The sequence below is a fragment of the Chryseobacterium sp. MYb7 genome, from assembly GCF_002979455.1.
Classification (GTDB): domain Bacteria; phylum Bacteroidota; class Bacteroidia; order Flavobacteriales; family Weeksellaceae; genus Chryseobacterium.
The window spans coordinates 16768-30519 of the sequence record NZ_PCOU01000026.1; the positions used below are offsets into that span (position 1 = coordinate 16768).

Below are 13752 nucleotides of genomic sequence, written 5' to 3' on the forward strand. Positions count from 1 at the left end.
ATATTTCTTTGTATATTTGCAAAAAAACACGAGGGAATATGAATCTTACTTATTTAAGAGCTTATACGGCTACATAATTCAAATTTATTTTTCCGACTATTTCAGATAAGGCATGAAGTTGTCCTCTATAGGGCATTATGTTATATCTGTTATTGGCTTTTAGAAACCCAAAGATTTCTTCATGTCATTCTATGAACACAATTCATTATTCAAATGAACTGTTGGTGATACTTATTCCTTTATGGAAACGACCTGGCTGAAAAAATGCCCTCAAAAAAAACATAAAAAAACATACACAAATTAAAAATTATTAAGAACATCATGATTAAAAAATTATTTCTACCAATCGTTTTAGTAAGTTCATTTTCGTATGCACAAATTGGGATTAACACACCCACACCAGATGCCAGCGCAGCTCTTGATATTTACAGTCAAAGTAAAGGAATGCTGATGCCAAGGCTTACTACAGCACAAAGAAATGCTATTGTCAATCCGGCTAACTCCCTTCTTATCTATGATACTGATAAGAAATGCTTAAGCCAGAATGTAGGTACACCTACCAGCCCTGATTGGCTATGTATCAGCAATAATGCAGTAAAAATGTTTTACATGCCTAGTGTTTCTTTTGATACTTCTACTACCGCAATTGGTAGGACTAAAGATTTATATACATTATATAAAACTCAATTCGGATCTCCAAGAGCAAAAAGTACAAGTGCTCCTGCATCCATTCCTTTTTTTCCTTCCAGCAAAGACCTTTACTATTATGTAACTGATGCTGATACTAACGTATTCAGTAATATTACTATTACTGATGATGGTGTAATGAAGTATGATGTAAAAGCAGCGGCTACAGACTGTTCTTTTATTAATATTGTTTTCGTTGTTAAATAATTGAGCTATGATAAAAAGTACCTCAATTGTACGATACAAAAGACTTTTACTAGCATTTCCGCTGTTTATGCTGTCTCAAAATATAAAGGCACAGAATGAACAGGGAACAGGATATCCGTATTTCGTGAACTTCACTCAGGGGTTACAGCCTCAGGAAGCCTATAAAGTTGCCACAAGTGGTGTTCAGAATGATGCTACTTTCACTACAGACGGATTAAGACTAACCCGAAGTGTGAATAATATTTCAGGAGGGGTAATTCTTGCTGATAAGATATTCAAAAGTGATCAGGGAATTAAATTCGAATTTGAATTCGCCATATATGGAGGAAATACAAACGGAGGAGATGGTATTTCTATATTCTTAGTAGATGGATCTATTCCTAAAACCCAGCTTAATCTTGGATACTTTGGTGGAGGATTAGGATATAGTTTTGTACGTGGTGGTGAGTCTACAGAAGGACTTAGAGGAGCCTATCTAGGGATTGGTTTGGATGAATACGGAAATTTTAAAACAAGCTTTAATCAGGGTGAAAGGGTTAGAAATGGAATTTTTGGTGTTGGATTAGCCGATGGAAGAAGTAATGTTTCTTTAAGGGCTAAACGCGGAAATCAGTCTCTGTCATCAGCTGAGCCTGCCGGATACAATGGTTACCCGCTGCTTTACAGTACAGCTACGAATGCCTCCCCTTCCAGCAGCAACAGGTCTGCTTATCTGGATCCTGCAACGGGAAAATATATCGGTATTAAAAATACGACTCTTCAGCAATTCAGCATTGAAAGTGGTGGAACAACCTTTCCACTTAATGAAAACGATGCGAGATTCCGTAAAGCATTTGTCACATTAGTGCCCAATCCTGCCGGTGGTTACAATATAACCCTGGAAATACAGCACGGAACTGTGAAAGAAAAAGTGATTGATAATTATTATTATCCTACTTCACTGAAATATACTGAAACTACAATATCCAACAGTACAGTAAGAACTTTGGATACCTCAGCTCCTTCTACTTTCAGAATTGGGTTTGCTGCCTCTACCGGAGCCGCTAAAAACATCCACCTATTGAGAAACTTAGGAGTTACCAGACCTTATGCAGCGGAAGTAACAGATGATCTGTTTGCAGGATGTCCGGGGATAAAATCAACGTATTATCCTTTGCTTAATGATGCAGCTTATTCTTCAGCAAGCGGTCAAAACCCGCCAACGCTTTCCTATAACAACCTTGATTTTAATTCATTCCGTTTTTTAGATAACAATGGAGCGGTGATTCCGAATATTACGGGTGGTGTTTATACCAACAGCCAGGGAACGTGGACCTATTACCCTTCTACCGGAGCACTTTCTTTCAGACCTGCGGTTGGATTCACAGGAGTTGCCCAGGTACAATATGATATTAAAGGCGGTGGAAGCAATGGTACCGAAGCTCCTTATAATAGTGAAGAGTACAGATCATTGCCAGGATTGGTACAGGTTAATATTTCAAGTGCAAATAACTGCAGCAAAGCCTGCGTTGTTTCCAACAAAAATGTAACTCAGAAAATCATAAGATAAAGTAATAAAAACCAGCTTTTAAGAGCTGGTTTTTTTATGATTAACAGGATTTTTAATAAAATACTGAATGGCATCTTCGATTGCTTTGTCAACAGGCTGGTATTGAATACCCAACTCCTCTACCGATTTCTGATTAGAATAATAATTACAGATCTGCAGTGCTTTCATATTAGAGGTACTGAGATTTGTTTTTATTTTTAATCTTCTTAAACCGTCGCCCATCAGTCCCAGAAAGCTTAACACTTTATTGGGAATAGCTATCATCATTGGGTTTTGATTGGTAACCCGGTTTACTTTTTTAAAAAATTCTTTATAGCTTAAGTTTTCATTGGCTAAAAGGTATTTTTCGCCTGCTTTTCCGTTTTCAACAGCATTTACTATTCCGGTGGCAGCATCTTCTACGTGTACAAAATTTTTTCCTCCTTTCGGATAAAAAAGCAGTTTCTTCTTCCACGCCCAGAAGATGATTTTTCCGGAACTCGGCTTACTGTCATAAGCACCAATCATAAAGGTTGGATTAACGATAGTTACCTCAGTATTTTTATTGTTTTTTAAAAGATAATCTTCAGCAGCCAGCTTACTTTGGGCATAGAATGAATGGGTAAAAGGATAAATTTGTGGTGCTTTTTCACTTCCCCAGAACGCCGTGTTTCCAAATCCCAGGGTATTTGCTGTACTCACAAACAAAAACTTTTTTACACCCATCAGCTCTGCATAGGTAAACAGGTTCACAACGGTAGCGTAATTCACTTTTTTATATTCATCATAACCGATGAGATTTTGGCGTGTTTCTGCCGCAATATGAATAATACAGTCTATATCAGTAAGAAGTGTTGAAATATCGGATGACAGATCCACTTCCATCAGTTTCAGATTTTCGTTTTCTTCACCCAGCCAGCTGCTTTTCTTGCGCACCAGAGCAATAACAGAATAACCATTTTGTAATAATTTAATGATAACATTAGTTCCAAGAAGCCCTGTCGCTCCTGTTACACACACTTTTTTCATGCTTCGATCTCTCTTTTTATTGCCTGGGTCATCAATGGAAGCTTTATCCATATGGGCAAAATTTTCATCACCAGCCAACTGATTGGGTTCACCATAATTACGGAATCTTTTTTAAACAATTGGCGAATACAGTAGGAAGCTACTTTATCAGGATTTAAAAGGGTTAATCTCCCCATAAAACCTTGCTTTTCTATTCTTTCAGATACATCCCTATTGGTTTTCATTGCTCCAGGATTCACAACACTTACAAAGACGTTGGTGTCTTTCAGTTCTTCATGAAGTCCTCTTGAAAATGAATGGATAAAGCTTTTGGAAGCGGGATACACCGTTTTAAAGCCAATGGGAGAAAAGGCAGCCATGCTTGAAACGTTCAAAATATAGGCTTTAGGTTGTTTGAGAAGATTGGGAAGCAGCTGATGGGTAATCAGTGAAGTGGCTGTTACATTCACCTGTAAAATAGTGTTGATATAATCAGAAGAAGCTTCAGTGAATTTTTTAGTTCCGCCAAGCCCTGCATTATTGATCAGAATATGAATATCAAAAGAACGGTTGAGCCATTCTGTAAGCTTCATTACATTTTCATGAACAGAGAGATCTGTTTCATAGTAATGAACTTTTACATCATACAACTTCTTTAAATCCTCAGAAAATTCTTTGAGGTTCTGATCCGGAAGGCTTACAAGAATAACATTGATCTTTTTCCTGGCCAGATTTTCAGCGAATGATTTACCGAGCCCCTGACTTGCTCCCGTGACCACAGCATATGATTCTTTGGTGTCCATAAGTTTACATTTATGGTACAAAGCTATCTCGAAAAGCAGGTTTAAATGTTCCGGATTATCTGAACGAACTGATTTCCAAACGAAAACTAATAAACACATAAGGTTTTAAAAATCAATTATTTAAAACCATGAACAAGTAAAACCTTATAAACCGGAACTTATTTTTTAAACTCAGAAGGGGTTTGTCCGGTCACTTTTTTAAAAGTGGTATTGAAAGAAGTTTTCGAATTGAATCCGGACTCGTAAGCAATTCCGAGAATAGATAGTTTACTGTTTGGTTCTTTCAAAAGTTTTTTGGCATAATCTACTCTGTACTCATTTACGTATTGGAAGAAATTTTTTCTAAAGCCTGTATTGATCACATAGGAAAGATGATGCGTTGAAACGGATAACATTTCAGCCAGCCTGATCAGGTTAAGTTCACTGTCAAGGTAGGGTTTTTGCACTTCCATAATACTTTCCAGTGAGGTCTTAATCTTTACTAATTCTTCATCTGAAATCAGTTTTCTCTTTACTTCTTCCGGATCGGAATCTTCCTCAATTGAGATTAGTTCCTGTCTTTGTTTTTCTTCTAAAGGGTAAATTTCATTTTGTTTCAAAGAATAATATCCCACCCAATAAATAACGGATAAAAAAACGGCATTGATAAAGAAGTTCAGTGATTTTGGATCATAAAACAGATTATAAATCACATAGATGATATTCACCATAAGAAGTACCAGTATAATATACTCCAGCCAGTTCAGATTTATTCCTTCCGTATTGGAGGAAAACTGCTGGATCTTCCGCTGGTGCTTTCTGATGGTAATATAAGAAAGGCCAGTATAGAAAAGTGCCTGAATCAGAATGAGAATAACACTCAGATAGTCAAATGGTTTTGCATATCCCAATTTGATCAATATAAGACAAACCAGAAAAGCTGTGGGAAGTATTAAAAACTTGAGATCAGTAATTTTAAAGGTAAAAGAGGGGTTGGTATAGAACAATACACTGAAGTAAAAAACAATGGGTGTAAAAAACTGAATGAACCTGACCCAAAACAGAGAATGAAACTCAATGGTGGAACCCGTAATAAGAAACAGAACTTCATCCAGCCAAAAAGTAGACCATAGAAACAGAAAGATCCCGAACCAGAAATTGGCTTTATGGTTTACTTGTAAAGGATTGGCCAGCTTCAGCAGAGAAAGCAAAACCAATGAACCATAGATAAGTATCACGATGAAACTGTTTAACTCTGATGTGTTCATTGGTTTTGATATTTTGATTAAAAATAGTCTTTTTATCCTATTCGCTTCCTTACAAAAATTTCATATCCTAAATAAATTAGCGGAAGCGACATGATTCCTAAGAAAAGAATATTGCTCATGGCCAGCTGCGGATGCATTACAATGGAGTAAACCAGCCCGAAAAAGGCACCTCCAAGGTGGGCAGCATGTCCCAGATTGTCCCATTGCTTTGGATTCAGCATCATATAAACAGAATATCCGAAATATAATGTTCCAAATAACCATCCTGGTAAGAAGTTTACACTAATCTCATTGGGTGCCATAGCTATGGAAGCAAAAATGATTCCCGAAACAGCTCCTGACGCTCCAATAGCTGAATACCACGGTTGATTTTTATAAATCATCAAACTGAATAAATTCCCAAGAATCATAGATCCAAAATAAAGAATTACAAATCCTATTTCACCAAAGAAACTCACAACAACTCCCTGGAAAAAGTACAGAGAAAGCATATTAAAAAATAAGTGCATAAAGTCTGCATGCAAAAATGCAGAACTGATAAGCCTTATATATTCTTTACGATTCGCAATAGCCCCTACATTGAATTTATATTTTTCAAACAAAGCTATATTATTGAATCCCATGTAACTGAAAATACATGTGACTGCAATGATAATTAAAACAACTGTATCCATCGTATTTTTTTATGTTATACCTGAGCAGACATTCTATTCTAAAGTCTATTCATTTTCATTATTCCCATCCTCCTGAAACAGATCTCCGATAATTCCTCCGTCTTCATCCATATCTCCGCTTGGTTCCGGATCTTCGTATACTTCAGGTTCTTCTATAGGTTCAGGAATCGTAATATTAATTGCTTTTACTTTGAACTTTGTAAACTGATTCCCGATTGCTTTTATCCCTTTTACGGCAATAAATTCATCAATGTTTATCGTTTCCGGCTCACGTTCTTTTCCTTTATCTTTCGCAAAAATGATTTCTGCTGTTACATCATTGGCTACAATTACGTTCTCAATGAATGATTTCGGGTGTTCAGAAGGCATGAAGGTCTGTACATTCACCGTATTTTCCAGTAAGAATCTCTTGATAAAGTAAATGTCTTTTTCTCCGTCATAATAGATACAGGTAATCGGTTGTGCAGGTCTCCACTTTTCCAGAACCAGATATTCATCATCAAAACGGTTGCCAAGGTCAAAAGAAACCAGTTTTACTTCACCATTGGTATTGATTGTTAGAATTTTATCATCCCCTTTGAAACTTCCGAGAAATGTTCCTCTTACATCTGCATTCAGTCTCCTTACAGTATCATCAAACCAGATTTTTCTAGGTGCCAGAGTAGAAACTCCCTCTTCCTTCATATCTACTTTCTTTACCGCATATTTTGTCACCAGGTTTCCTTTGGAATCACGTCCTTTGATCGCAAGATCGGAAAAATTAATCTCCATTTTGTTCTTTCTGATTCTTGGATTGGGCTTTAACAATACTGTTACTGTTTCTGCTTCTCCATTAGGATTTGCTGAAAAATAAAGCGTTTCTGAGCCTTTTTTATCTGAAGCGAGCGGATAATCTGTATTTCTGGTAACTCCGGTTACAGAGAACCGTTTCATGTAATATGGTCCTTCTCTGCCTTCACGATAGATCATGTTATATACTGTTCTCTTATCGTTTTTTTTCCAGATGGCAACATGCAGAATATCTTTTCCGACAAATGTTTTAGCTTCTACTTTTACCACTTTCATACTTCCGTCTTTTCTGAAAATGATGATATCATCAATGTCAGAACAATCAAACAGATATTGGTCTTTTCTCAGAGATGTTCCGATGAAACCTTCTTCAAAATTGGCATAGAATTTTTCGTTGGCTACTGCTACTTTTGTAGCATCAATGGTATCAAAGATTCTAAGTTCTGTTTTTCTCTGTTTGTCTTTACCATATTTTTTCTGAATATTTAAATAATAATCAATAGCATAAGCAATCAGATTAGCCAGGTGGTATTTTACCTGTTCTATCTTACCTTCCAGAGATGCAATATTTTCTTTAAATTTATCTAAATCGAATCTTGAAATTCTCTTGATTCTGATCTCGGTCAGTTTTAGAATATCCTCTTCAGTAACAGCTCTTAAAAGATGTTTTGTATGAGGCTTTAATCCGGCATCAATGGTCTTTATTACATCTTCCCAGGTTTTCACCTCTTCGATATCGTGATAGATTCTATTCTCGATGAAAATTCTTTCCAATGAAGAAAAATGCCAGCTTTCCTGAAGCTCATGAAGTTCAATTTCAAGTTCCTTCTTCAATAATGACACGGTATGATCCGTATTCATTTTCAGAATATCGGAAACATTCATAAACATAGGTTTGTCTCCTACGATGACACAGGCATTCGGAGAAATAGTTACCTGACAGTCTGTGAATGCATACAAAGCATCTATCGTCTTATCAGGAGATACATCATTATGAATATGAATCAGAATTTCTACTTTATCTGAAGTATTATCCTCAATTTTTTTGATTTTGATTTTCCCTTTCTCATTGGCTTTTAAAATAGAGTCAATGAGGTCGGTTGTAGTTTTTGAGTAAGGAAGTTCAGAAATCACCAACGTATGTTTATCCGTCTGGGTAATTCTTGCCCTTGCTCTTACTTTTCCTCCTCTGTGACCGTCATTATATTCAGAAACATCAAGATAACCGGCTGTTAAAAAGTCCGGATACAGTTCAAATTTCTTTCCTTTCAAATAGGCTACAGACGCATTAATAAGCTCATTGAAGTTATGCGGAAGTATTTTTGTAGAAAGTCCTACTCCAATACCTTCTACTCCCTGTGCAAGAAGCAAAGGAAACTTTACAGGTAAATCAATAGGTTCATTATTTCTTCCATCATAAGACTTGGTCCATTCTGTAGTTTTAGGATTAAAAACCACTTCCAGAGCAAAAGGAGTAAGTCTTGCTTCAATATATCTTGCCGCCGCCGCAGAGTCTCCTGTATAGATATTTCCCCAGTTCCCCTGAGTATCTATCAACAGTTCTTTCTGCCCCACCTGTACCATAGCATCTGTAATGGAAGCATCTCCGTGCGGGTGATATTTCATCGTATTCCCCACAATATTGGCCACTTTATTATAACGGCCGTCTTCCAGCTCACGCATAGAGTGCATGATTCTTCGCTGAACAGGTTTTAAACCATCATACACCGAAGGGATAGCTCTATCCAAAATTACATAGGAAGCATAATCCAGAAACCAGTCTTTGTATAGACCGGAAACTTTCTTTAAGCTTTCACCTTCATGCGAATGTTCTTCTGTCGTCATTTGTTTTTAATCTTTTTTCTCTTTATTAGTTTTCACTACTTTGTTCAGCGAGAGTTTCAAATCGTTTACTTCTTTCTGGGTCAGATAAGAAATCTGGTACTTAAGTATTGTAGAACCATTATTCTTACTGGAAACGGTAATGTATAGTCTTTTGAAAAAGAGAATACTTACCACATCATATTTTATCAGTTTGTATTTTGGAAACTCATCGTGAAGAGGCTTGTCTAAAAAGGGAATAATATTCCTGTTTTTAAAATTCAAAGCTTCTCCATCGCTGTCATATTCAAAAATCTGCCTTCCGCTGATATAAAAGATAATCAGCAGCAGAACAGGAACAATAATCAATAAATAACTTTCTTTACCTAGTGCATTAAATCTATATTCATTGGCTATAAATATGATGATTCCAAACATGGTCATCATTAAAAGTAAAGTACTTAAAGAGTTATAAATTGATACTTTATTACGGTTGCTTAATCTCATTTTGATTTTTTGGGTGTAATTTTGCTTAATTTTTTATACCTCATCCAAAATGTGTGTGTTTTTTTTCAGTCTTTGCATTGCTTTTAACGAGCTGTTTTTTAAGTTGATCTTTTTAATTATCTACTTCATCCAGTAATTGTTTTTTATCAATATCAGTATCATCTTCTACCACAAGATTTTCAAGAATAAATACCTGTCTGTCCGGAGTGTTCTTTCCCATATAAAACTCCAAAAGCTGGTCAATGGTCTGATCTTTTCCTATCACTACAGGCTCCAATCGGATGTCTTTCCCGATGAAATGTTTAAATTCGTCAGGAGAAATCTCTCCTAATCCCTTAAATCGTGTTATTTCAGGGCTTTTCCCCAGATCATTTAATGCTTTTACTCTTTCGGCTTCTGAATAACAGTATCTTGTTTCCTTCTTATTTCTCACCCTGAATAAAGGGGTCTGAAGAATATAAAGGTGTCCGTTTTTAATCAGATCCGGGAAGAACTGCAGGAAGAAAGTAATCATAAGGAGACGGATGTGCATCCCATCTACATCGGCATCGGTAGCAATAATCACCTGATTGTATCTCAAGTCTTCCAGGCTTTCTTCAATATTTAAAGCGGCCTGAAGAAGGTTAAATTCTTCATTTTCGTATACTACTTTCTTAGTAAGACCATAGCAGTTCAGGGGTTTACCTTTCAGTGAAAATACAGCCTGAGTTTCTACATCCCTGGATTTTGTGATAGATCCTGATGCAGAATCTCCCTCGGTGATGAAGATCTGAGAATCTCCTTTTCTCTCCGCTTTCTGATCATTGTAGTGCTGTCTGCAGTCACGAAGCTTTTTGTTGTGAAGAGAAACTTTTTTGGCTCTCTCTCTTGCCAGTTTCTGGATTCCGGAAAGTTCTTTTCTTTCTCGTTCGGAAATCAATATTTTTCTTTGGATTGCTTCAGCTATTTCCGGATTCTTATGTAAGAAGTTATCCAGTTTGTTTTTAAGAAAATCAATGATAAATGTTCTTACAGTAGGTCCTTTCGGCCCCATATCATTTGATCCTAACTTTGTTTTAGTCTGAGATTCGAAAACAGGCTCTTCTACATTGATCGAGATTGCAGCAATGATAGATTTTCTAATGTCTGATGCATCAAAACTCTTATTGAAAAATTCACGGATGGTTTTCACATACGCTTCACGGAATGCATTAAGGTGTGTTCCACCCTGGGTTGTATTCTGTCCGTTAACGAATGAGAAATAGGTTTCTGTTTGTGATTTATCAGAATGGGTAATAGCCAGTTCAATATCCTCATCTTTCAAATGAACAATCGGATAAAGAATATCACTTTCCAGTTCTTCTTCCAACAAGTCTTTAAGACCATTTTCAGAAAAATAGGTTTCTCCGTTGAAAAGAATTTTTAATCCTGGATTCAGATAGGCATAATTACGGAGCATTCTCTCGATATACTCTTTTCTGTATTTGAAATGCAGGAATATTTCTCCATCTGGGATAAAAGATATCTCAGTCCCATTTCTGTCCGAAGTATCTTTTTCCTCAAGGTTTTCTGTGATCATTCCACGGGAAAATTCGGCAACTTTCATTTTTCCGTCACGGAAAGAACGCACCCGGAAGTAATCCGAAAGAGCATTTACCGCTTTGGTACCAACCCCGTTCAATCCTACAGATTTTTTAAACGCTTTACTGTCGTATTTACCACCGGTATTCATTTTGGATACAGCGTCTACAACTTTCCCGAGAGGAATTCCACGTCCAAAGTCACGGATGGTAACTTTTCCGTCGTCCAGTTTTATTTCGATTCTTTTCCCCGATCGCATCCTGAACTCATCAATAGAGTTGTCTAGGATTTCTTTAAGCAGGATATAAATACCATCATCAGCAGAAGAACCGTCACCGAGCTTCCCGATGTACATGCCGGGTCGCAGACGGATATGTTCCTGCCAATCGAGGGTTCTGATATTATCTTCGGAGTAGGTTGGATTTATTTCTTGTGACATATAGATTTCAGCAAACATACAAAAGTACAAAATTGTCTAAAATTATCCGAATTTTAAAAATCATTTTTTTCTAACTTTTCTCGTTCAGTCAGGAGAGTACTAATAGAATTTTAAGTCAATTAAATTTGTCACAGCACAAAAACAATCAGAGTTTATTCTAAATCCTAAAATTTTCGTTAATATATAACATATTGTAAAAATCCTGCTTTTCACACACCAATAAGTATTTTATTTTATATTTTCCTGTTTATCCACGATATTTTTGAGTATACTAGTAACAATAAGCTTGTGAAAAGGACGTACAGGTAAGAAAATACGACACATGTTTACAATCATTTTCATCGTGAAATCTAATATTCAAGCTATTAAATTTCTCAATTTCAGATTTAAATCTATGTTTTATTTAATTTTATTTCTTTAAGTTCAAACCGTTTTTAAATATTTCATTAATTTCGATCAACAAAACTTTTTTATGATACAACTTCCTTTGTCTAAACTTTCCAATGTAGGAACTACTATTTTCAGCCAGATGACTCAACTTGCCAATGAAAATGAAGCCATCAATCTGTCTCAGGGATTTCCAGACTTTATGCCGGATCCAGAATTATTAAACCACGTAGATCATTTTATTAAAAAAGGATTTAACCAGTACGCTCCACTCGGAGGAATGATTGGTCTGAAGGAAGAAATTGCCCGAAAAATAGAGAACAGCCATCAGGCAGTCTACCATCCTGACGCTGAAATAACAGTTACAGCAGGCGGAACTCAGGCTATTTTCACCGCTATCGCCTCTTTTATCAAGAAAGACGATGAAGTGATTATTTTTGAACCTGCATATGACTGCTATGAGCCTACTGTAGAACTTTTCGGAGGTATTGTAAAACGTTTTGAAATGAAAGCTCCGGATTATGAAATCGACTGGACAGCTGTAAAAAATATGGTGATTGACAAAACCAGAATGATCATCCTTAATAACCCCAATAATCCTTCAGGAAAAATCCTGAAAGAAAAGGATATACAAGAGCTTATTCAACTGGTAAAAGGGACTTCCATCCTTATTTTAAGTGATGAAGTATATGAGAATATTGTTTTTGATGGAAAACAGCATTTAAGCATCTGCAAATATCCTGAATTGAAAGAAAGAAGTCTGCTTGTTGCCTCTTTCGGAAAGCTCTTCCATGTTACCGGTTGGAAAGTGGGATATTGTGCTGCTCCTAAAAGCTTAACTGATGAATTCAGGAAAGTACATCAGTTCAATGTGTTCTGTGTAAACACACCTATTCAGCTTGCATTAGCAGAATACATGAAAAATGAAGATCATTACACCTACCTGAACCAGTTTTTTCAGGAAAAAAGAGATTTTCTGAGAAAAGGGCTGGCAGGAACATCTTTTGAACTGCTGGATTGTGAAGGAACTTATTTTCAGGCTGTAAAATATGATCAAATATCAGATAAAAATGATTTTGATTTCGCTTCTGAACTTACTATTAATCATAAAGTGGCCAGTGTTCCTTTCTCTTCATTTTATAACAATAAACTGAATGAAAATGTGATCAGATTATGCTTTGCCAAGAAACAGGAAACTTTGGAAAGAGCGATTGAAAACTTATCAAAAATTTAATTTTGTTGGTAAGCAGAAAGATAAATAATCGTGGCGGCTCATTCTGAGCCGCCACGATTATTTTAGTTATAACGATTTGTCCAGGATTAAATATTATAAAAACATTCCCCCTGAAACTTCAATTCTTTGTCCGTTGATCCATCTTGCATCTTCTGTACACAGGAAAGCAACTACTCCACCGATATCATCAGGAAGCCCTACTCTTCCAAGAGCTGTAGCACCCGCTACCATGGCATTGATCTCTTCATTATCTCTCACTCTTCCGCCACCGAAATCTGTTTCAATAGCTCCCGGAGCTACCACATTGGCTTTAATCTTTCTTGAACCTAATTCTTTAGCCATATATTTAGTAAGCATTTCTACTCCGGCTTTGATTGATCCGTAAACAGAGGATCCAGGCGTAGCAAACCTTGCCAATCCTGAAGATACATTGACAATTCCACCTCCATCATTGATGAATGGCAATAGTTTTTGAGTCAGGAAAAATACTCCTTTAAAGTGAATATCTACCATATCATCCAGCTGTTCTTCCGTGACTTCCATAATCGGTGAATACAAAGCTGTTCCTGCATTATTGATAAGATAATCAATGTGAGTGCTTCCAGTATTTTGCTGTAAATGATCTGTCACTTCTTTTACAAAAGCATCAAAACTTTTTAAATTTTTTGTATCCAGCTGGAAAGCCACGGCATTCCTTCCTATTGATTTGATCTCATTTACTACAGCATCTGCCTCTTCTTTGTTGCTTCTATAAGTAATGATGACATCCAATCCTTTTTGAGCTATTTTAAGCGCTGAGTTTTTTCCCAATCCACGGCTTCCTCCGGTTACCAGTGCGATATTTGTTTTTGTGTTCATTGT

At 36.4% G+C, this 13752-nt stretch carries 11 protein-coding genes; 3 read left to right on the forward strand and 8 right to left on the reverse strand.

The features are described 5' to 3' along the window. Positions 1–321: 321 nt before the first annotated feature. Both CQ046_RS18135 and CQ046_RS18140 read left to right on the forward strand, forming a co-directional pair. Positions 322–894, forward strand: a complete 573-nt coding sequence (locus tag CQ046_RS18135; protein ID WP_105703636.1) for a hypothetical protein — start codon at positions 322–324, stop codon at positions 892–894. A gap of 7 nt (positions 895–901) precedes the next feature. Further along, positions 902–2443, forward strand: coding sequence for a lectin-like domain-containing protein (locus tag CQ046_RS18140; protein ID WP_228406991.1), 1542 nt, complete (start codon positions 902–904; stop codon positions 2441–2443). 18 nt (positions 2444–2461) lie between these two features. Here the strand turns inward: CQ046_RS18140 and CQ046_RS18145 are convergent, their stop codons facing one another. The 7 genes from CQ046_RS18145 to CQ046_RS18175 all read right to left on the reverse strand — a co-directional run bounded on the left by CQ046_RS18145 (position 2462) and on the right by CQ046_RS18175 (position 11270). Then, complete coding sequence (locus tag CQ046_RS18145) at positions 2462–3451, reverse strand: NAD-dependent epimerase/dehydratase family protein (protein WP_105703684.1); 990 nt, start codon at positions 3449–3451, stop codon at positions 2462–2464. After that, on the reverse strand, positions 3448–4233 hold the full coding sequence (locus CQ046_RS18150; RefSeq protein WP_105703638.1) for an SDR family NAD(P)-dependent oxidoreductase: 786 nt from the start codon (positions 4231–4233) through the stop codon (positions 3448–3450). The genes CQ046_RS18145 and CQ046_RS18150 overlap by 4 nt, the downstream gene beginning before the upstream one ends. Positions 4234–4391: 158 nt before the next feature. Beyond that, positions 4392–5480 (reverse strand): helix-turn-helix domain-containing protein, encoded by a 1089-nt coding sequence (locus CQ046_RS18155; protein WP_105703639.1) that lies wholly within the window; start codon positions 5478–5480, stop codon positions 4392–4394. A 32-nt stretch (positions 5481–5512) separates the two neighbouring features. Beyond that, complete coding sequence (locus CQ046_RS18160; protein ID WP_105703640.1) at positions 5513–6154, reverse strand: rhomboid family intramembrane serine protease; 642 nt, start codon at positions 6152–6154, stop codon at positions 5513–5515. 45 nt (positions 6155–6199) lie between these two features. Further along, on the reverse strand, positions 6200–8788 hold the full coding sequence (locus CQ046_RS18165; RefSeq protein WP_105703641.1) for a DNA gyrase/topoisomerase IV subunit A: 2589 nt from the start codon (positions 8786–8788) through the stop codon (positions 6200–6202). Between the two features lie 6 nt (positions 8789–8794). After that, a complete protein-coding gene (locus CQ046_RS18170) occupies positions 8795–9271 on the reverse strand; it encodes a hypothetical protein (protein WP_105703642.1) in 477 nt (158 codons plus the stop codon). A 112-nt stretch (positions 9272–9383) separates the two neighbouring features. Next, a complete protein-coding gene (locus CQ046_RS18175) occupies positions 9384–11270 on the reverse strand; it encodes a DNA topoisomerase IV subunit B (protein WP_105703685.1) in 1887 nt (628 codons plus the stop codon). Between the two features lie 472 nt (positions 11271–11742). Between CQ046_RS18175 and CQ046_RS18180 the strand changes: the two genes are divergently transcribed. Next, a complete protein-coding gene (locus tag CQ046_RS18180) occupies positions 11743–12891 on the forward strand; it encodes a methionine aminotransferase (RefSeq protein ID WP_105703643.1) in 1149 nt (382 codons plus the stop codon). A 93-nt stretch (positions 12892–12984) separates the two neighbouring features. Here CQ046_RS18180 and CQ046_RS18185 read toward each other — a convergent pair whose 3' ends face one another. Next, the gene (locus tag CQ046_RS18185; protein WP_105703644.1) at positions 12985–13749 is read right to left on the reverse strand and encodes an SDR family NAD(P)-dependent oxidoreductase; all 765 of its coding nucleotides are present in this window, start codon (positions 13747–13749) and stop codon (positions 12985–12987) included. Positions 13750–13752: the final 3 nt, after the last annotated feature.

What these genes read in the sequence shown, in the direction of transcription:
- CQ046_RS18175 (WP_105703685.1), bottom strand. Translation starts at nt 11,270, where the DNA reads ATGTCACAAGAAATAAATCCAACCTACTCCGAAGATAATATCAGAACC.
- CQ046_RS18170 (WP_105703642.1), bottom strand. Translation starts at nt 9,271, where the DNA reads ATGAGATTAAGCAACCGTAATAAAGTATCAATTTATAACTCTTTAAGT.
- CQ046_RS18135 (WP_105703636.1), top strand. Translation starts at nt 322, where the DNA reads ATGATTAAAAAATTATTTCTACCAATCGTTTTAGTAAGTTCATTTTCG.
- CQ046_RS18165 (WP_105703641.1), bottom strand. Translation starts at nt 8,788, where the DNA reads ATGACGACAGAAGAACATTCGCATGAAGGTGAAAGCTTAAAGAAAGTT.
- CQ046_RS18145 (WP_105703684.1), bottom strand. Translation starts at nt 3,451, where the DNA reads ATGAAAAAAGTGTGTGTAACAGGAGCGACAGGGCTTCTTGGAACTAAT.
- CQ046_RS18185 (WP_105703644.1), bottom strand. Translation starts at nt 13,749, where the DNA reads ATGAACACAAAAACAAATATCGCACTGGTAACCGGAGGAAGCCGTGGA.
- CQ046_RS18140 (WP_228406991.1), top strand. Translation starts at nt 902, where the DNA reads ATGATAAAAAGTACCTCAATTGTACGATACAAAAGACTTTTACTAGCA.
- CQ046_RS18155 (WP_105703639.1), bottom strand. Translation starts at nt 5,480, where the DNA reads ATGAACACATCAGAGTTAAACAGTTTCATCGTGATACTTATCTATGGT.
- CQ046_RS18150 (WP_105703638.1), bottom strand. Translation starts at nt 4,233, where the DNA reads ATGGACACCAAAGAATCATATGCTGTGGTCACGGGAGCAAGTCAGGGG.
- CQ046_RS18180 (WP_105703643.1), top strand. Translation starts at nt 11,743, where the DNA reads ATGATACAACTTCCTTTGTCTAAACTTTCCAATGTAGGAACTACTATT.
- CQ046_RS18160 (WP_105703640.1), bottom strand. Translation starts at nt 6,154, where the DNA reads ATGGATACAGTTGTTTTAATTATCATTGCAGTCACATGTATTTTCAGT.